The sequence below is a fragment of the Nostoc sp. C057 genome, assembly GCF_013393925.1.
In the GTDB taxonomy this organism is placed as follows: domain Bacteria; phylum Cyanobacteriota; class Cyanobacteriia; order Cyanobacteriales; family Nostocaceae; genus Nostoc; species Nostoc muscorum_A.
The window spans coordinates 298,296-316,685 of the sequence record NZ_CP040288.1 but is presented as its reverse complement, the minus strand read 5'-3'; the positions used below and the strand labels follow the sequence as shown (position 1 = coordinate 316,685).

15 protein-coding genes and 1 pseudogene are annotated in these 18,390 nt (G+C 39.8%); 6 read left to right on the top strand and 10 right to left on the bottom strand.

The annotated features are described in order from the left end of the window. Positions 1-8 precede the first annotated feature (8 nt). The 4 genes from FD724_RS36090 to FD724_RS36075 all read right to left on the bottom strand — a co-directional run bounded on the left by FD724_RS36090 (position 9) and on the right by FD724_RS36075 (position 7,378). Positions 9-4,223 (bottom strand): non-ribosomal peptide synthetase, encoded by a 4,215-nt coding sequence (locus FD724_RS36090; protein WP_179076447.1) that lies wholly within the window; start codon positions 4,221-4,223, stop codon positions 9-11. A 963-nt stretch (positions 4,224-5,186) separates the two neighbouring features. Further along, positions 5,187-5,891: a hypothetical protein gene (locus tag FD724_RS36085; protein WP_179076446.1), complete on the bottom strand. Its 705-nt coding sequence runs from the start codon at positions 5,889-5,891 to the stop codon at positions 5,187-5,189. A 2-nt stretch (positions 5,892-5,893) separates the two neighbouring features. Further along, positions 5,894-6,361: a hypothetical protein gene (locus FD724_RS36080; RefSeq protein WP_179069731.1), complete on the bottom strand. Its 468-nt coding sequence runs from the start codon at positions 6,359-6,361 to the stop codon at positions 5,894-5,896. 3 nt (positions 6,362-6,364) lie between these two features. Continuing rightward, positions 6,365-7,378, bottom strand: a complete 1,014-nt coding sequence (locus FD724_RS36075) for a site-specific integrase (protein ID WP_179076468.1) — start codon at positions 7,376-7,378, stop codon at positions 6,365-6,367. A gap of 146 nt (positions 7,379-7,524) precedes the next feature. Between FD724_RS36075 and FD724_RS36070 the strand changes: the two genes are divergently transcribed. From FD724_RS36070 to FD724_RS36055, 4 genes are all read left to right on the top strand, one after another. Beyond that, a complete protein-coding gene (locus tag FD724_RS36070) occupies positions 7,525-7,848 on the top strand; it encodes a metalloregulator ArsR/SmtB family transcription factor (RefSeq protein ID WP_109013061.1) in 324 nt (107 codons plus the stop codon). A gap of 20 nt (positions 7,849-7,868) precedes the next feature. Continuing rightward, positions 7,869-8,348 carry an SRPBCC domain-containing protein gene (locus FD724_RS36065; protein ID WP_256874717.1) on the top strand — a complete coding sequence of 160 codons (480 nt, stop codon included), beginning with the start codon at positions 7,869-7,871 and terminating at the stop codon, positions 8,346-8,348. Between the two features lie 111 nt (positions 8,349-8,459). After that, entirely contained in the window at positions 8,460-8,822 is a 363-nt protein-coding gene (locus tag FD724_RS36060; protein ID WP_179076445.1) for a hypothetical protein, read from the top strand. Next, the gene (locus FD724_RS36055; protein ID WP_179076444.1) at positions 8,819-9,235 is read left to right on the top strand and encodes an HNH endonuclease; all 417 of its coding nucleotides are present in this window, start codon (positions 8,819-8,821) and stop codon (positions 9,233-9,235) included. Before FD724_RS36060 ends, FD724_RS36055 begins: the two co-directional genes overlap by 4 nt. A gap of 522 nt (positions 9,236-9,757) precedes the next feature. Here FD724_RS36055 and FD724_RS36050 read toward each other — a convergent pair. Beyond that, positions 9,758-10,735, bottom strand: coding sequence for an aromatic ring-hydroxylating dioxygenase subunit alpha (locus FD724_RS36050; RefSeq protein WP_179076443.1), 978 nt, complete (start codon positions 10,733-10,735; stop codon positions 9,758-9,760). Between the two features lie 50 nt (positions 10,736-10,785). Here FD724_RS36050 and FD724_RS36045 point away from each other — a divergent pair, with 50 nt between their 5' ends. After that, the gene (locus tag FD724_RS36045) at positions 10,786-10,953 is read left to right on the top strand and encodes a hypothetical protein (protein WP_179076442.1); all 168 of its coding nucleotides are present in this window, start codon (positions 10,786-10,788) and stop codon (positions 10,951-10,953) included. 94 nt (positions 10,954-11,047) lie between these two features. Here FD724_RS36045 and FD724_RS36040 read toward each other — a convergent pair whose 3' ends face one another. Both FD724_RS36040 and FD724_RS36035 read right to left on the bottom strand, forming a co-directional pair. Beyond that, positions 11,048-12,154: an IS630 family transposase gene (locus tag FD724_RS36040; protein WP_179076441.1), complete on the bottom strand. Its 1,107-nt coding sequence runs from the start codon at positions 12,152-12,154 to the stop codon at positions 11,048-11,050. A gap of 36 nt (positions 12,155-12,190) precedes the next feature. Further along, a complete protein-coding gene (locus FD724_RS36035; RefSeq protein ID WP_179076218.1) occupies positions 12,191-12,331 on the bottom strand; it encodes a hypothetical protein in 141 nt (46 codons plus the stop codon). Between the two features lie 193 nt (positions 12,332-12,524). On the opposite strand from FD724_RS36035, the gene FD724_RS41385 reads away from it, so the two are divergent. Beyond that, positions 12,525-12,749, top strand: a complete 225-nt coding sequence (locus FD724_RS41385; protein WP_179076440.1) for a hypothetical protein — start codon at positions 12,525-12,527, stop codon at positions 12,747-12,749. Positions 12,750-12,889: 140 nt separating this feature from the next. On the opposite strand, the pseudogene FD724_RS41380 reads toward FD724_RS41385, so the two are convergent. The 3 genes and pseudogenes from FD724_RS41380 to FD724_RS36010 form a co-directional block, all read right to left on the bottom strand. Then, positions 12,890-15,160, bottom strand: a pseudogene (locus FD724_RS41380) (CHASE2 domain-containing protein). A 224-nt stretch (positions 15,161-15,384) separates the two neighbouring features. After that, complete coding sequence (locus tag FD724_RS36015) at positions 15,385-16,626, bottom strand: DUF1822 family protein (RefSeq protein WP_179076438.1); 1,242 nt, start codon at positions 16,624-16,626, stop codon at positions 15,385-15,387. Positions 16,627-16,630: 4 nt separating this feature from the next. Continuing rightward, positions 16,631-18,199 carry a sigma-70 family RNA polymerase sigma factor gene (locus FD724_RS36010; protein ID WP_179076437.1) on the bottom strand — a complete coding sequence of 523 codons (1,569 nt, stop codon included), beginning with the start codon at positions 18,197-18,199 and terminating at the stop codon, positions 16,631-16,633. Positions 18,200-18,390: the final 191 nt, after the last annotated feature.

The window sequence follows — 18,390 nt, the reverse complement described above, 5'->3', positions numbered from 1 at the left end:
ATTGATCCTTATTTTAAATTCTGTGCTTTCTCAATACAAGCTCTTAGCTGTGCGGCGAGAATTTGGATATGGGGTTTTCTCAGCATAGTTAGGTGATTGCCAGGAATATAATGAATTTCTGTTCCTCCTACAGTTAGCTGATCCCAACCCATACTCGGATCTTCCTTGGCAATGCTTGATTGAACATTTGTTCTGAAAAGATTAATTTGTTTAGAGTAGGCTTGCGGAACGTAGTTAAGAACTGCTTGGCTATTGGCATAATAAACACGAAGCATTGGACAAATTGCTAACTCGCTTAAAAGTCTTAACTTGGATTCTTCAGGTATAACGTTAACTGGGGCATCCTCTTTACGGATGAAGTGAGAGAAGAGATTTGTTTGGAGCGATCGCGTTAGCGACTTCCAAAAGGAGTTTTGCACAATTTGAGTAAAATTAGTCAACCGAGAAGTTAAACTGTTAATTTTTTTCTTAGCGATCGCAATAATTAGATAAAAATAATCGAGAAAAAAGGGCCATATATATCGCGCCACTGTCGTCAGCATAAACTTTAAACCACTACCCAAAGAAGGTATATTGCCTGGAATTGGTGCTAACGTGTCAAGCACAGCAAGTAAAGCCACTTCTTCCCCAGACTTTTGGAGTTGTTGAGCCATTTCAAAAGCAACCCAACCTCCAAAAGACCAACCTCCTAAAAAATAAGGGCCTTTAGGCTGCACTGTACGCAATGCTTCAATGTAGTGGGTAGCCATATCCTCAATGCGAGTTAATGGAGAACTTTTTCCGTCAAGTCCAATGGGTTGTAGCCCATAAAATGGTTGATTTTTTCCCAAATTCTGAGCTAATTCGTAATAAGGGAAAACAACACCAAAAATTGGATGTATGCAGAAAAAAGGTGGACTTGAACCAGCAGGTTGAATCGGAACTAAGGGCGACCAGGGAAGAGAATCTGCTTTTGAGGATAGAGCAGTTGCTAAACTTTCAATTGTTGGATTTAAAAATAAGCTAGATAGCGGCAATTCACGCTCAAAATGCTTGTGTATCTGCTTCATCAGGCGTACAGTTAACAGCGAATCTCCTCCCAAGTCAAAGAAGTTATCGTAAATACCCACACGCTCAATATTAAGCACTTCAGCCCAAATTTTTACTAAGGTTGACTCGGTTGGAGTCCGAGGAGCGATAAATACTTTATCTATTAAACGGCTAGCGGAACTGTCGAGTTCTGTTAGCGCCACACGATCCACTTTCCCACTAGCTGTTAGCGGTAGAGAATCCAGCATTACAAAAGCTTTTGGGATCATGTATTCTGGTAATTTCTCTTTTAAGAATTTACGTAGTAGAGACGTAAAATTTTGCGTCTCTATATTGGGAACAATATAAGCCACCAAGTACTTATCACCAGATACGTTTTCTTTAACAATTACTACTGCTTTTTGCACACTTTGATGCTGACTTAGGACTGTTTCAATTTCTGACAACTCAACGCGGAATCCACGAATTTTTACTTGATTATCGATGCGTCCTAAAAATTCAATATTACCGTCCAGACGATACCGAGCTAAATCACCTGTCTTGTAAAGTCGCGCTCCCTTTTTATCACTAAAAGGGTTGGGAATAAACTTTTCAATAGTTAATTCAGGGCGATTAAGATAGCCTTGTGCCAATCCCTCACCACTTATGTATAATTCGCCAATAATTCCAATTGGTAAAGGTTGTAAATACTTATCTAATATATAAATTTTAGTGTTAGCAATAGGGCGGCCAATGGACAGTTTTTCACTCATAGTACTAATCTCTGCAACGGTTGACCAAACTGTTGCTTCAGTAGGGCCATAAGCATTAAAAAACCGACGCGGAGAGTTCCACCAACGTTTTACAATATCATCGGTACAGGATTCGCCTGCACAGATAATAGTTTGCAATGTCGGCAGTGATTCTGTAGGTAGAACTGCTAATACTGCTGGCGGAAGGGTGACATGAGTAATAGCTTTTTCGCGTAATAAATTGAGCAAAGGTTGTCCGGGTAAAAGGGATTCTTTGTTTGCTAAATAAAGAGTTGCTCCTGTTTGTAGTGCCATGACAATCTCAAAAATTGAGGCATCGAAACTTAATGATGCGAATTGCAGAATGCGGTTAATCGGTTGTATGTTGAAAACCTCAATCTGAGATGCCGCTAAGTTGGATAATCCTTGATGTTGGAGCAAAACACCTTTAGGTTTTCCTGTTGAGCCAGAGGTGTAGATAACATAAGCTAGGTTGTCAGATTTTACACAACTGGTTGGGTTGTTTTGGCTGTGTTGTGTAATAGTTGCCCAATCTTTATCTATGCAAATAATTGGATTTGAGAAGTCTTCAAAATGCAATATCAACTTTTCTTGTGTCAGCAATACTGAAACTTGTGCATCTTTTAGGATAAAGTCAAGACGCTCTTGAGGTAGGCTCGGATCTAAAGGAAGGTATGCTCCTCCAGCTTTGAGGATGCCTAATAGTGCAATTATCATTTCTGGCGATCGCTCTACACAAATACCTACTAAAACGTCAGGGATTACCCCCAATTGTTTCAGATAATGTGCAAGTTGGTTGCTGCGTATATTTAATTCTTTGTAGCTGAGTTGTTCATCGTCAAAAACTAGTGCGTTCGCGGAGCGTGCGTTTAACGCAATCGCATTGGGAGTTTTCTGCACTTGTGCTTCAAATAAATGATGAAAACACTTCTTTTCTGGATAGTCTCGTTTAGTATCATTCCAATCAATTAATAATTCTTGTCGTTCTTGTACAGTAAGTAAAGACAAATCTGAAATCCTCTGTTCGGGATTGGCAACAATGCTTTCTAGCAGCGTTTGGAAATGTCCCAGCATTCGCGTAATGGTTTTGTCATCAAATAAATCGGTGCTATAAACCATTTGTCCTTTCAAACTTTCCAAGTTTTGCCACAAATGGAATTCTAAATCAAGTTTTGCAGTTTTGCTATCGAACTCAAATAGCGAAAGCGTTAACCCAGATAACTCTAGGGTTTCGATAGGAGTATTTTGTAGGCTAAATACAACCTGAAAAAAAGGATGATAGCTCAAATCTCGCTCTGGGTGAAGTTCCTCCACCAGCTTTTCAAAAGGCAAGTCCTGATGACTGTATGCTTCTAAAGTTACCTCTCGCACTCGATTCAACAATTCTCGAAACGTCGCCTTGCCTGAGAAATCTGTACGTAACACCAAGCTATTGACAAAAAAACCAATTAATCCTTCTAGTTCGCTACGATTGCGATTAGCAATAGGTGAACCAACTGTAATATCCTCTTGCTGCGTGTAGCGATAGAGCAAAGTCTGAAACGCTGCCAGCATTGTCATGAACAAGGTAACGCCTTCTTGGTAGCTTAGTGCCTCTAATGCTTGAGTTAAAGAGTGTGGTAGCTCTAAAAATTGTTTTGCACCTTTGTAGGTAGGAACTGCTGGTCTTATTCGGTCGGTGGGTAGATTCAGTACTGAAATCCCGTCTAATTGCTTTTGCCAATAAGCTAACTGGGTTTGTAGAGGCGAGGTGCCGTTTGCTCCCACTCCTTGCAGCCACTCCCGTTGCCATTGAGCGAAATCTGCATATTGAATAGGTAGTTCTGGTAGGAGCGTAGATACGGAGTAGCTAGTCGTCAGACATCGCTTATCCCCTGCCAAGGCTTTGTATAATATGCCCAATTCTTTAATTAGCACTCCAATTGACCAGCCATCGGCAACTATGTGATGTAGATTTAGCAGCAGCAGATATTCTGCTTCATCCAGTTGCAGTAGCTTTACTCGTAGTAATGGCCCAGTGGTGAGATTAAAAGGATGTTGAGACTCTTGGGTTACGATTTGTTGCACTCGCGTGTCGCGTTCTGGGCTGTCGAAATTGCGTAGGTCTATTAAGGGAAGAGGTATGGTCAAGCTAGGTGCGTTAGCGCAGCTTTCCGCACGAATCGCCTGTACTGGTTGTTGCTCTACCATAACAAACCTAGTACGTAACGTTTCATGACGACGTACAATTTCGTTGAATGTCTCCTTTAAGGCAGTGAAGTTGAGGGAACCCGTCAAGTGAAGTGCTGTTGACACATTGTAAAATGGATTCCCCGGTGCTAACTGGTCGAGAAACCACAATCGCTGCTGGGCGAAAGAAGTGGGAAACACGAAAACCTCTGCTTCCTCAGAAAAATTAAGTTCTTCATCATCTGTGAGACTACTGTAAATATACTGGCTCATAAGTGAATGGCAAACAGTTGTGGTGGAATTTGTGGAAACTTTTTTTCAGCCCATCTTGTTGTCAATGCTTCGATAGGAGTTTAGCTTTGAAGAACTAATGTTTCTCAGAGCAGTAAATCAGTTATCAGTGATGCCCATTTCAAAAGCAGGGGAGGAGGAAGATTTTGGCAATGAAAATTTCTTAAATGCCTGCTTAAAATAGAGACAGTTCTTCTCACGATATATTTCCCCTCCATCGCATATAAAACTGAGGTCACAAGCTGTGCATAAGCCCAGATTTCCTGCTTGTGAGAAATCCGGGTGATAAATTATTGCTAAGTGGTGCAAAATTAGCCGTGGGTGTCGAGTAAATCCAGTAAGAAATGTACTTTCCTGATAGATTAGCCATATTTTTTCAAGATAGTGTTCGAGAAAGGCATACTTTGATAGCAGAATTAGTCTTCGAAACAAGATTTCAAGACTTAGTTTTACTTGCTTAGTTATTTAAATTTTCAGGAATGAGGCACAACTTTTTCTTAATTACGATTTACACCAAAATTTTTCATATTTCTACTTAAAATAGACGTATAACATAGAAAATAAAAGTATCTTACGAATAAGTTTTATTGACAAAATAGAAGATATATATCAATCTTAAGGCATAGATCAAGCAGTAGGGCAAATGTATCCAACCGACCTTCCGCACCCTAAATAACTGTTGCAAAAGTTTTTTGTGATATGATTAATTCTTTGCCAATTTGCGATTAGGACTTTGATTCTGGGAGGAGAAAAAAGACTTATACAAAACGTCTTGCACACAAAATAATACAAGAGGTTTTAGAAAAAGATATTCACTGTAAATTAAGTCAGCATTCGGAATTTGGAAGTCGGAAGTGAATCAAGACTTGTCGGTTTTTTGGGGAAAGGGACTCATTTTAAAGGAGAAAAAACCTTATATATTGAGACTAGTGAATTACTTCCGACTTATGAATGCTGTACAATGCCGTTGAAGATGGCAGAAGTTAGAGAACTTTTCACCCAGACATTATGGTTGTGATAAAAATCACCACGCTGTTCTAATGTAAACCCACCTAGCAATAATCCCAACCATACTTCTACCATCGGCATTTGCAACACACGTTGCAGTTTAACTAAAGAAATCTCATCTTTGACATTTATCAGGTAGTTAGCGATCGCACTCTGCCATTTTTGGACATCCTCATCTGATGCTAAATTACGGACATCTTCTAAAGTTGTCACCTCATCAAGCATTGCCAAAACATTTGCTTTTTCAACAGGTGCTGCTACAGAATCACCCTCCTGGTTAGGAGATGAAAATTGGTGTGGGCCGTGTGGTTTAAAGGTTTGTGGTGTCTGCGGTTCAATCAAATCATCTAAATCAAGGTGCATTGTTGTTCGCACTAACCCAGCAAAGAGATCGGTGCTAACAATTGGCCCCAAAAGACTATTGCGATCGCGGGTATCTTGCAACAGCACTTCGGCACGAGACTTGAGAATATCCGCAATTTGGCTGAAGGCAAGCGCTGCGGTTGATAACTGTGCCTCCAAGGGTAAATTTTCTAGCTCCGCATCTAAACATTCCCACATCGGTACAAGTGAGGATGTCGCTGGAGATTCAGACAACTCATCTAATACATCCCAAATTGTTAATTGGCGGTATGTGGTCATCTCTAGGATTCTGGATGTAACGGGCAGGGTCGCACTGGGCAGTAGCTTGAGGTAATTTCAAACATATCCTTATATTGATATAGTGAAACACTATATTGTCTGGCAAAAGCCTGCAACACCTGATCTGTATAGGCGCGGATCTTGCCAGCCGTTAACCCAAAGCAATGAATTGGTTCTAAGCGACAAATAGGCTGTTGCCCCAGCCAGAGTTCTGCGCCCAAGGCGTGCAATGGTTTATCCCCTGATTCTTTATATAAATACAGCACTGCAAAATATGTTGCTGGTGGTTCGACTGTTACTGAATCAATTTCTGCTGAATTATTCTGGGAGCGGTGGCGATAGAATGAGCGGCGATTGTGGCAGACTTTTGGATTCCAGCATCCATCCCCATTTGTCCCGTGTAAAACTTTAGCTTTAGCTGTTGGTAACTTGGCACATAATTGGCATTTGGGATCGAGTGGCTTTGGCATAGTCTATTCCACTTCCTCTCCAATCGCGCGATAGTAAGCTGCGATCGCAGCTTCTTGTTCGCTGCGAAGGGTATAGCGCCGAAACGCTTTCTCGCTTTGATGCCCTGTTAATTTTCGTGCATGGCTGGGGTCAACTCCTAATAGCAATAAGTCAGTAGCGTAAGTATGTCGAAAGGAATGAGGATGTAAATCCTCAATGTGAGCTATTTCACCAATTTTTTCCACAGCGAAGTAAATGCCGTGATAACTCAAGCGTTCACCCTTGTATGAAGCATGATGTGAAATCATCAATGGACTAAGGCTGTTTAACACCTCCCCTTGCTGTTCGCGCGATCTCAAATACTCTGCTAAAACTTCCCGGCTCTCTTTTCGCAGTGGAACCAAGCGTGGTTCATTGGTTTTGGTGTCTGGTAAAAATAGCAGCTTGCCATCAAATGAGCCAACATTTAGCTGCACAACTTCCCCAGCCCGGAGTCCATGACTGAGAATGTGAACCAGTGCTGTATCCCGTTGCTTTGTTTCTCCCAATAACTCCAATGCTGACCAAACCTGTTCCATTTCTTCAGGGGTTAAACTCTGGGCTGGTGGCAGTGGTACTTTTTCCAGTTTTATCCCCAATGTCGGATTAGTAGCAATAATTTCAGGATACGTGTAACACATCCATTTGAAAAAGCTTTTGAGTGCCGCAATTCCCGCATTAATGCTGCTTTTTGAAAGTGGTTTACCTGCATCAGTCCGTATTTCATCACGGAGATATTCTTTATATAGCGCAAGGTGACGTGGGCGTAGCTCATGATAATGTAGCTCACTCCAAGCCAAAAACCTTTTGAGTTCGCGTTCGTAGAGTTTGCGGCTGTTTGGTGCGAGATTGTTGCTGCGTAAAAATTCCAGAACTTTTACCCACCGAATATCGGTTGGTGGTCTTGTACTAGCCGTGCGCCCAGAGAGCGATGCTGTTTCAGCGTTCAGAGGAATAAGTTTAATCGGAGGTAAGTTATTTAGTTCAGGGTTATTCACAGTAATTATGCGATCGCCTGGAAGCACAGTGGAAGTAACACCCAAAATTGTATGTGACTTCAGGTAGAATTTGCCCAAGGCAGAAGGTAAAAGTTGTCCGCGTTGTCACTTGACACGATCTGTATTTTTATCTATTATTCAACTATATGGTTGAATCAAATGTAGCCCTTGATAAAATTTTTGCTGCTTTGGCTGATGTGACGCGGCGAGACATTCTGAAGCGGGTATCAACAGCAGAACATACTATCGGCGAATTAGCACAACCCTATGCGATGTCTTTTGCAGCGATCGCAAAGCACATCAGTGTGTTGGAGAAAGCCGGACTGATTACCAAGCGTCGAAGTGGTAAGGAGAAAGTTATTCAGATTCAGCCGAAAACTCTCAAAGTAGCCGCAGCGTATCTGGGCGAGTATGAAAAAATCTGGAGTGCCCGCTTTGATGCTCTGGAAAAACTACTAGAAGATCGATAACAAAGTAGCAGGAGGCTAATATGGCACATCTGACAGTAACAGTTCCAGAAAATTCACAAAATATCCTGGGTACTGTCACAATTAACGCTCCATTAGGAAGGGTATTTGAAGCATATACCAAAGAAGAACTGTTTGCTAATTGGTGGTGTCGCGGTAATCCAATGAAAGTGTATCACTTCGATTGTCAAGACGGCGGCAGTTGGCACATTGCTGAACAATCAGAAGACGGTCACGAGTATGAGTTTACTGGCTGTTTTCATGAAGTCGCTCTAGATAAACGAATTGTGCAGACATTTGAATTCTTGGGGATGCCGGAACGTGGGCATGTCATGCTGGAAAAAGCTGAGTTTGTAGCGATTGACGAACATACAACTGAGATTCGTACCCATAGCACAGCAATGAGCCAGTCAGACCGTGACGGCATGATTGCCAGTGGCATGGAAAGCGGCTGGCGGCAGTCCGTTGAAGCTCTGGACAAGCTTTTAGAACCAAACGATTAATTACAATTGCGATGGCTACGCCGACCAAAGGTACGCGTAGCCATCGCAATTGTGGAATATTCTGTCAGCTAAAATCCAGAAAGTGTATCCTTGTAGTAAAAGCAAACGTCTATGCAAGTTACATTTGACTTACCTGATGAAGTTGTCAATCAGCTTCAACCCTTTGCAGACAAACTGCCTCAAATCCTAGAGTTGGGGTTACGAGAATTGAATGCGATCACTCAGTCAGGATTTTCAGGTATGGCTGAAGTCGTAGAATTTCTGGCAAGCCTACCCACTGCTGAAGCCATTATTGCCCTGCGTCCTTCTGAATCCCTGCAAGCTCAAATTAACACTCTGGTAGAAAAAAATCGGACGGTAGGTTTAACCGCAACAGAAGAGCAGCAATGGCAAGGGTATCAATATTTAGAGCATATTGTCAGAATGGCTAAGGCTAGAGCCTTCTTGAAGATCAAAGAAGCTGACGCAGAATGAGCAAAACCTATATTCCTGTAGCTCTCCAAAGACAGGTTTATGAACGGGCAAAAGCTTGTTGTGAGTATTGTCTGATTCCTGATGTCGCTACCTTTGCGCCTCATGAGATTGACCACATCATTGCTGAAAAACATAGTGGACGGACTGAAGCGGAAAATTTAGCCCTATCCTGTACTCTGTGCAATAAGCACAAAGGAAGTGATCTCGCCTCTGTCGATCCAGAAACCGGAAAAATCGTACCCTTGTATCATCCTCGCCAAGACATCTGGCATGAACATTTTCGCCTGAGTGGGTCTGAATTTGTGCCTTTAAGCCCCATAGGTCGGGTTACGATTGGGTTATTGCAGTTAAACCGTCGTGACAGAGTTGAGGAGCGTCAGCTTTTACTACAAGCTGGAATAATCGCTCCATAAGGTCGGCGATCGCCTCAATGTCCCAAGCTCATAACTTGAGCAACCCAGTTTTAAACCATAAAGCAAGCAAGTTGCTCACATTATGCTTTCAGTGACATGATGCTACATTATACTACAAAAAGGGAGAAGACAAAATAAGTAACCCTTATCTTTTATCCGACTAAAACTACGATTAATACCTTTTCTTCAGATAGCTCAGTATTTTAAGTATAAAATAATACTTTGCTTCTGACCTTTTTGCGATCGCTCACTCCTAACTATAGATAGTCAAGCAACTTTCTTATAGAATATTAAAGAATTAGGTATAAATTATTATCAGCACTGTACAGGATAACGTTAATTTCTGGGATTAGATACAAAATTTCACTTGATGCACGAATTGGCTGGCTAGCTCAAAGCCTTGTCTGACAAGTAATTTCACTTTATCTGCGAACCCCCACTTATTATGACGTTGTAAAAATTTCACTAAGGAAGCAAACTCACAATACAAACAATGTCAGGGGAGCAAAGCATAACAAAATTCTAAATGGTGCCGAAAGTAATACCCTGTTGTTTGAGCCACTGACGGTATGCAATAGAATAGCGATCGCTCGGTAAATGTACTTCTGCTTGCAAATTTAAAGGTAAGCGTCGGGGTTGCTGGGAATTGACAATGGCAATATCTTGACTAGCAACAAGATTTTGAATATTTAGATAGACTTCAACTGGAATTTCACGGGCGCTGTTTACCATTAACCAATATTGGGCCACGCACTCATCTTCATCGACTGGCGTAATTGTATAGAAGACATTTAGACGATGCTCTCCAGGCCCAAGTTTAAAGTATGCCACTAGCGGACGGAAGATACGGTAATGGTAAGTGTTGAAAATCATTGGCGCTTCTTTGGGATTAGCCGAACTAAAATCTAGTTCCCACAAACCACATTTGAAACCAATTTGATCTGGAAGAGACTCTAATTCATAATGCGTCAACTCAGGACGACTAGCGTGGGCGAATAATCCCGAATGCATAATTGGGAAGTGTGCCGGATCGATAAAATTTTCCAGCGTCCGCAGGGGGCTAGAGTGATAGTGGTAGGGGCCACAGAAAATTCTGCGATAAACCGGATCGTCCCACTCAGAAAATGGAGCTATATCTTGTTTTGGTGTTCCTAAACAAACCCAGAGCAAATCGTAACGCTCAAGAAGTTGGTAAGTTTTAACACAAGCTCGTGCGGGAGGCGATTGGTCTGGATTAGCTGGAGCTAGTATACATTTACCTTCGCTGTTAAAGGCTAAACCGTGGTACGAACAGACAAGGGTCTGTTTATTGACATATCCCAAAGAAAGACGAGCACCACGATGAGGGCAAAGGTCTTGCCAAGCTAGAACTTTGTCGCCATTATGCCAGAGTACTAAATCTGAGCCTAATAAACGTTTGTGCAGAACTGTTCCAGGTTGGAGGTCTTGCGAGCGGGCTATTACATGCCAATCATTCAGCAAAATTTGGTCTTGCACCATGAGTATCGACACCTTTGAGGTCAAATACCTATATCTTAATCAGAGTGAACATGAAATTTGAACTTGATTTTGGAAGCGATCTGGTACGCTGGGCGCTTGCTTTTCGCTACCATCAACTACAAAAATCATCTACCCGAATATCCCGCCAGACATCAGACACTTGCCAGCCGGAATTACCCACAGATTGTACTGGAGGATTATCAAGCAATGGAATATAGTCAGGAACTCTAGGCTCTGAAATCGCTACTGTTTTCTCCTCAACTTCAACCACAGGGGCAGTAGAATTGTCAGTAAGCTGTTACGCAGCTAAATTTAATAAACAGCATTACCTTTGTTTTTAATCTTGCGCTCCCATTTAATAATAAGACCTCCTTCATTTAGCAATTTATTTAATAATTCTTCTAGCTGTGATACGGATTCAAATAATCTATGAGCTATATATTCTTTTGCTGAATGCCAAACCAATTCAATTAAATTATAATCTGGACTATATGGCGGCAAAAATTCTAGAATAATATTTGGCATTTCTGACTCAATTTTATCTAAAATATCTTTCCTTTTATGGAAGCTAGCATTATCTAGGATAATAACTATTTTCGCCGAACCATCTTTAAATTCTTCAATTTGTTTTCCTTGCTCTATCCATTCTTGTAATAGGAAATCGTTCAAAGATTTAATCTGTTCATAAAATACATCTGCATTTCCTTTTTTAATCACAAAGTTTATTCTCTTCTTGTCGTGATAACGTAGACCTCCCATGATATTTACTCTTCCTCTTCTCCTTTGTCCTGTGACTTGTTTCCTTGTACCTTTCTTACCCCAGTTCTTTCTTCTTATCACTCTTAAACTAAATCCACTTTCGTCCCAAAACCATACCTGTAAACGTTCTGGAGTATCTTTAGTTATTCTTAAATATTCTGATAGTTTTTCTTTAAATACCTTACGTTTTTCAGGATTCTGTTTGTCCTCTAGGCTATACTTTGCCCAAAGGTAAACGTACTTTTTTCGCTCTAATATTCTCCTGACTTGAGAGCCACTTAACTTAATTCCTGTTATCTCTTCGAGATATGTCGCTAGTCTTGCCGCTGTCCATCGACCAAATTCATATCCATATTCTACTGGTTCTTTCTCAATTACTTCTAATAGCAATTCCTCATATTCTTTAGTGACTTTGCGGAAGTTACCTTCTCTTCTACCATCCAAAAAACTTTCTAAATTATCTGGGTCTCCGTGAACCGCCCAATAAGCTACTGTTGGATATGCAACATCTAAAAAGTTGCTAATTTCTTGATAGGTTTTTCCATCATTTATCAACAAAATAATCAGAATCTTCTCTCTTACATAAGGATTTTCATGCTCTTTTAGCGTTTTCAGTAGCCTTTCCTTCTGCTCTTGAGAAAGATGGTTTTTTGCTGGCATACGTCGCCGATAATAGCTTAGTTACTTGATCTTATATTATACAATCAAGCTGCGTAGCAGCTTATTAGCTTGAAGAAGTTGGTCTTCAGCCTCCTCGATTAACTTCATCTGTCTCAGGGTAAGCTTGTCGGATTTTTTGATGATTTTCTTTGTATGTATCTCATTAGAAGTATTCATTGGATGTTTCCTCGAAGGCATTGGTTTAAAATTTGTCTGGGTAAAGTTGCAAGAAGTTAGGTATTAATAATTGCACAGAATTAACAAGGTACACCAAATCGATGGAAAATACGAGTCCCAAATTGTAAGAATTTATTAATTGTGTACAAATTTCTTTTTCGTGCAGATGCCTTAAAGCGATCGCTTCTTGATCATGACTGTAGGTCAAGATTATTTTGCGGTTTTGACTCCTAATAAACAGATAATAGATAGTTCTCGCTCATTAGGAACAGCGTTGAGAAACTTATCAGGTGATAAAGGAAAAATCCTGGTAGTAGATGACGAAGCCAGCAGGAAGCCGAATTTTACAGACGCGTTTAGAAAGTTTGTGATGGTGAAGGGGGTTTATCAGTTTTTCGTAAAGAAACTCCTGACTTAATCGTTCTGGATGTGATGAATGTTTAACGCCCCTGCTTCTTTGTTGCCCATCTCCCCCGAAAAAATCGCTCTCCATCGCATTGGTGAAGCCAATTCATCTCAAAACTCTTCAGCCTCCCATAAAATAATTCTGCAAGAGGTCTATTGATTACGTCGGTTACTTGAGAAGAACGTATAAATAATTACGCTAGAACCACTAGCTATCAAAACTAAAACTGATGGCACTAGAGGTATCCAAGCTCCTTGTATCAATGCAGCAAAGGATACACCATATAAAACGCAAACAGTTGTCACTTCTGCCAATCCCAATCTTAACCACGATCGAAATTGCCAAACAATTATGCCTCCAATTAACGACCAACCCCATACCCAAATAAATTCACCCCACTTTGGTAACATCCACAATAGTGGACGATTATCTAAAACTGCACTGAGAATCTGACTCACCATCTGTGCTTGAAGCATGACACCTGGCATCTGATTATACGACCACTGACTGGCGCTATATGGTGTAGACCAATAATCATGAAAACTTTCAGCACTTGTACCAATGAGAACAATCCGATTTTTCACTAAATCAGAAGTGAGTTTATTGTTCAAAACATCTGCTAGAGTTACTTGTGTAGCAGCTTGATGGGAAGAGCGATAATTAAGTAGCACTTGATGACCTAGATTATCGATTCTGTGATAGCCGCCGCTATTTGACTCTAAGTTTTTAAAGACAACATTGCCAAACTGCCAGTTTTTTTCTGTGGTTAGTTTGGACTGAATACCAAGAGCAAGCAAGTAACGATTTGCTAATTGAAAGCTAAAAGATTTATCAACATTGCAGGGCGAAGCAGGAGCCATAGCCAATATTTGACGGCGGATAATGCCATCGGGATCGGGTATAACGTCACTAAAACCCCAGGGCGAACGCACGGGATTTCTGAAACCCTTGCTGGGCAAGGATCTTGATGAAAAAATAGGCTAAATTAAAAAACGCCAAAACCCTTGCTATTAAAGGATTCTTATACTTTAGATGCGTTTGCCCTGACTAAAACCCAAGTTTTGTTTGGGAACTTCAGGGGGTGGCGAAACACCACTGCTTTTGTTTTCTTCACTAACTTCGCATATTGCAAAAAAGCGATCGCTTTTTTGCATTAGCCTAGACAAATTCTTATACTCTGCTCCTACGCGATTCTCCCGGTAGATATCTAAGCCAATGACTTGCGGTTGAAACTGCTCTAATTTTTCTACAACTTGAGCTAAGGCGCGGTCTGATAGTGAAGCTCCACCTCTTTCTTTGGCTGGTTGCGATCGCACATCAGCTTCAGTGACGGTAACTACTAAAATGCGTGGATCTTGTCCTTCGTCAGGTCGCGATCGCATCATTGCATCAAAAGCCATAAGCTCCCATGACTGCAACATGCCAACGGAGCGCATCCCCATTATCAAGGCAGTCGTAACTATACTGACTTTAAAAATTGTCCCAATAATATTTCGGCTGTGCCAGCTAGTAGGTTGAGAGTCCACTTTCGCCAACACCAACGACATCGCCGTTGGATTTTGACACATCACTGGTAGCCAACTAGCACAGGGAAAGCTGCTTTCTAAACCCTGCAACTTTTCTATAGCTTCCCGCATCGCCAAATGGCAAGATTCTCCATTAGCAAAAGCCTCTAGAAAGTGCTTTAAAAATTCTTGAGCAACCCGATCTGGTACTGCTTCCCGCATGACAATCATTTGGGGAATGTGCAGCGATGCCAATTGTCGTACTAATCCTAGTCCATCACAGCAGTTAAAAATTGCCAATTGCAAACCCCTAGCGATCGCTGCTTTTAGTCCATTTTTTAACTGAGAAATTGTTAAACTCTCAGTTTGATTGATATAAATTTGACCTATTTCACCATCAGCTTGACTCGAACCATGTCCGGCAAAAAAGAGAATATCCCAGCCTTTCTTGTCCCAAAGCCATTGATCTAACTCTCTGCGCTGTGGCTCAACCAGAAAAACAGTCTCCGTTTCTGGTAATTGTTCAAGTATTGCCCGGTCTTGTTGAATATCAATTCCTTCACTATTACCAAGAATCGCTAATATTCTAATTTTATTTGTAATAGGTTTACGTAATAGTTTAACTTCATCTACTTCAGGAGCGCTTAAACCAAATACTGCCTTATGGTAATCCTCAAAGAAATCCCATAAATGCCAGGGTAGCCGACGAACTTGGTCATCTTCTGTTTCTAGAATAATCCGAATTTCTTCATGAGGATTTAACTTAGTACGTAATTTCTGGTCAATGTTGCGAAATAGCTCAGATTTCAGCCAAATATTAATTTCATTTTGTAAGTTGTCACATAAATTACTAAACTCAACAGAGGAAATATTAGTTATATCTTCTGTATCAATTTCAATACCTGCATCGTTTGCCATATTTCTATGCCAACGTTGACCAGGGAAAAGAGTCTCATGCAGCAACAAATAGAGTAACTGCCAACGTCTGTAGAGTTCTATAAGTTCTGGAGCCGCAGGCAAGCTACCTGTAAATTGTATCGGTATAGGGTTGCTATAGTTGTACAACTGTGCTGTAACGGTAGCAAATCCCTGCTTCAAGTTACCCTTTCCTAAGTTCAACACGACTAATTTAGTCATGGCTATCAGTCATCAAGTGCTTCCAGTAGAAAATCTTCCTTTATACTGACATTACCCTGAGCAACTTGTATACTAAAGCGAATTCCAGGAGAAGATTTAAACTTTTTGAGTTGAATATAATTATCGTGACTTCTGGAAGTGACTTCCTGAAGAATTGTCCCTGTTTGTGAAAGCAAAATTAGTCTGAGATTAGGTATTAAGTAAGGTTCTCCATTTGCTGGATGTAACTGTACGCGCAGACCAATTTTGCCATCAACCTCTGTTTTAAGGCCAATTAGCAACACAACTGCACTACCCCCAACTTCCATCCCTAAATCAATTAACTTGGCTCGTTTAACATATCCCTCATTCAACCCCAAATCGCTTCTGAATTGAACGGCTAAAGTTTTTTGTTGTGGTGATAACAAAGTATCCAAATTTTGCCAACCCACACTAAAGATATTTTGAAACCATAAACTCAAGTTACTAGCCACAGTGTAACTGGCTTCAACTTGATTATTGTTTTGCTTTTTCAATCTTCTCTGATAGAGATGCTGCCGCAATTCATCCACTGCCAAAAATGCCCCCCACATATCAAAGGGGACATTAAGCCTCGGTGAAGAAAAAGTCCACTTATTTAATTGTTCTAGCAATTGCTCTGCCTGTGCTTTTGACAAAGTTGGTAAAGATTTAATCTTTGGAATCTTGGGAGGATAAAGTTCTTGTGCTACCCACATAACATTTAAGTCTGCAATCAAATACTCTACATCTAAACAATAAGTTCGATCCGTTGGGTCATAAATAGCTTGCTCCTGGATTTGTTGATAGTTAGCATAACCCGATATCCGCAGCCAACATTCTTCTAGGTTTAACTGTACCGCTAGATAGTAATGGGCTGACCAACTAGGAATATCAATCCATTCTTGGGGAATCCGAAACTCTGGAACGGAACTTTTATCGCTGGGAATTAACGCTAATCGAGTCTCACCCAGAGTTAAAATAGAGCCATTTACTAATTCCCAAATACTCGGTAATTCAGCTTTTGGAAAGCATAATCTAGGTATTACTTGCAAATCTGGGTCTTCTTGCAACCAATTTAAAAAAGCATTTAAAGATAAATGATTTAGGTAAGCATTCCAGCGAGCAGCTGTGTTTGAGTAAGACTCTTGCATCGTTTCCTGCCATGCAGTTTCTTGCTCTTGGTTTGATATATCTAAACATAAATTCTCAGGATAGATTAGAGTCAAATCATTTAATTCAATTGTCATAATATTAATTCCTAGTCCTAACAAAAAATTTATCCTTTAGCCATTCATCTACAAAATTAGCTAGTTTATTGCTGACTACTACTAAAGAATTTTTAGGTAAACCCGTATCTATTTCTAATTGGTACATAAAAGCTTCTCTCAAATTTTCATTTACTTCATTTCTACTAAGAGATACCTTCAAGGTTGGTACATCCAACTTTTTATCTATTTTTTCTTGGTCTGTCAACCCCAATTCCAAAACACTTATTTTACCTTCAGTCTGCCATTTTTGAGTAATTTTATCTAAAGCAGATTTACAAATTTTTTGACAGTGTGACTGTAAGCATTCATCCAATGATTCTTTGATAATTTCAATATCTTTTTCGTCATTTAAACAAATTTCAGGATAAATTTTCTGAGATTCTTTAATAAAGTCTTTTAAGAGTATTTTGTTATATCTTGCTAACTGTCTGGCTACTTGATATTGTTTCTGGAGTTCAGGATATTTATTTTTTAAAACTACTGCCATTTCACTTTGAGTTAAGTTTAATCCCAGCCACAGTATTAACATTATTTGGCTAGTCTCTGAGATAGTTGAAAATAAGCTTGAAATAAGTGAGCTTACTTGCTGCCATTCTTCTTCTTGGACAAGATTATCTAAGGCAGTATAACGACTATCAGTTAAGTTTTCGTAGTTTTCTAAAGGCAGAAAAGACTTTGTTCGGTAATCACGAGCAGCTTGGATACAAATTTCTAATATCTCTTGAATTCTATCCTTTGAAACTGGTGCTTCTATAAATTCTAATTGATTACAGCGTTCATTATATAATGATGCAATTGCTTGAAAACATTCGGCGCTAGGTGTTTCTAAAGTACGACTTCCTTGCCTTTGGTTCGGTTGATAAATTTCATCTAAGCATTGCCAAGCTAAACAGTATGAGTTAACACGGTTTTGATTTATTCCTTTTATCGTTAAAGCTTCCTGCATCTCTTTTTTAGTCAAATCTTTTAAAAGACCGTAGTTAGAAAACTTTTCTCTTTTAGCTTCTAAGTCTTTTTGATAAATAGTATTACTAATAAAACGGACAACAGCCGTTTTAGCATAACCTTCTATATTGCTTTGAGAACGCTCAAAATCAAAACTTTTGAAAAGTTTACCTGGAGGAAAGATAGCTGAGTTAGCTATTTGAAAGTATTCCTCTAATGGATATTTATGTTGGATAAATTTAAATCTTTGATAGCTTTTTCTAGCTGCCCAAAGACAAGCTTCCTGTAAGTATGCAGACAAATGTTTCTCTGCTCTGAAAGAAGACTTTGATATTTTTTCTGCCGGAGATGTAGAAACACTAAGCTTTTGTTTATTTTCCGTTTGAGAACAAATTTGAAGTAACTCTTCCTGTGATATCTCTTTAATAATTTTCAAAAAATAACGTGCCCAATATTCTTCTTTTGCATCTGGCTCTAACTGCGTTAAACAACTTATATCACGTTCTAGGTTTACATCAACTTGCCAAACAAAATTACAATTTTTATGGTCATTTTTTAAGCTGAGAAAACTTGAAAATTGTTGAATTATACCTTCACGTTTTTTCATAAATCTTTCTGCATTTCACATAAATTAATTAAAGAAAATTTTAATATTATCTGAAATAACTTTTTAAGGTATATTTATTGTTTTTATATTGTCAGAGTCATAAGGGACTTCCGAGAAATAAATTATCCAAATAAACGTAGACGCTTCGGCTTGCCGCAGGCTACCACAGAGACCCAGAGAGAGGAGGAATA

What these genes read in the sequence shown, in the direction of transcription:
- FD724_RS36060 (WP_179076445.1), top strand. Translation starts at nt 8,460, where the DNA reads ATGCAAGTTACATTTGACTTACCTGATGAAGTTGTCAATCAGCTTCAA.
- FD724_RS36010 (WP_179076437.1), bottom strand. Translation starts at nt 18,199, where the DNA reads ATGAAAAAACGTGAAGGTATAATTCAACAATTTTCAAGTTTTCTCAGC.
- FD724_RS36050 (WP_179076443.1), bottom strand. Translation starts at nt 10,735, where the DNA reads ATGGTGCAAGACCAAATTTTGCTGAATGATTGGCATGTAATAGCCCGC.
- FD724_RS36090 (WP_179076447.1), bottom strand. Translation starts at nt 4,223, where the DNA reads ATGAGCCAGTATATTTACAGTAGTCTCACAGATGATGAAGAACTTAAT.
- FD724_RS36070 (WP_109013061.1), top strand. Translation starts at nt 7,525, where the DNA reads ATGGTTGAATCAAATGTAGCCCTTGATAAAATTTTTGCTGCTTTGGCT.
- FD724_RS36055 (WP_179076444.1), top strand. Translation starts at nt 8,819, where the DNA reads ATGAGCAAAACCTATATTCCTGTAGCTCTCCAAAGACAGGTTTATGAA.
- FD724_RS36065 (WP_256874717.1), top strand. Translation starts at nt 7,869, where the DNA reads ATGGCACATCTGACAGTAACAGTTCCAGAAAATTCACAAAATATCCTG.
- FD724_RS36040 (WP_179076441.1), bottom strand. Translation starts at nt 12,154, where the DNA reads ATGCCAGCAAAAAACCATCTTTCTCAAGAGCAGAAGGAAAGGCTACTG.
- FD724_RS36035 (WP_179076218.1), bottom strand. Translation starts at nt 12,331, where the DNA reads ATGAATACTTCTAATGAGATACATACAAAGAAAATCATCAAAAAATCC.
- FD724_RS41385 (WP_179076440.1), top strand. Translation starts at nt 12,525, where the DNA reads ATGACTGTAGGTCAAGATTATTTTGCGGTTTTGACTCCTAATAAACAG.
- FD724_RS36080 (WP_179069731.1), bottom strand. Translation starts at nt 6,361, where the DNA reads ATGCCAAAGCCACTCGATCCCAAATGCCAATTATGTGCCAAGTTACCA.
- FD724_RS36085 (WP_179076446.1), bottom strand. Translation starts at nt 5,891, where the DNA reads ATGACCACATACCGCCAATTAACAATTTGGGATGTATTAGATGAGTTG.
- FD724_RS36045 (WP_179076442.1), top strand. Translation starts at nt 10,786, where the DNA reads ATGAAATTTGAACTTGATTTTGGAAGCGATCTGGTACGCTGGGCGCTT.
- FD724_RS36015 (WP_179076438.1), bottom strand. Translation starts at nt 16,626, where the DNA reads ATGACAATTGAATTAAATGATTTGACTCTAATCTATCCTGAGAATTTA.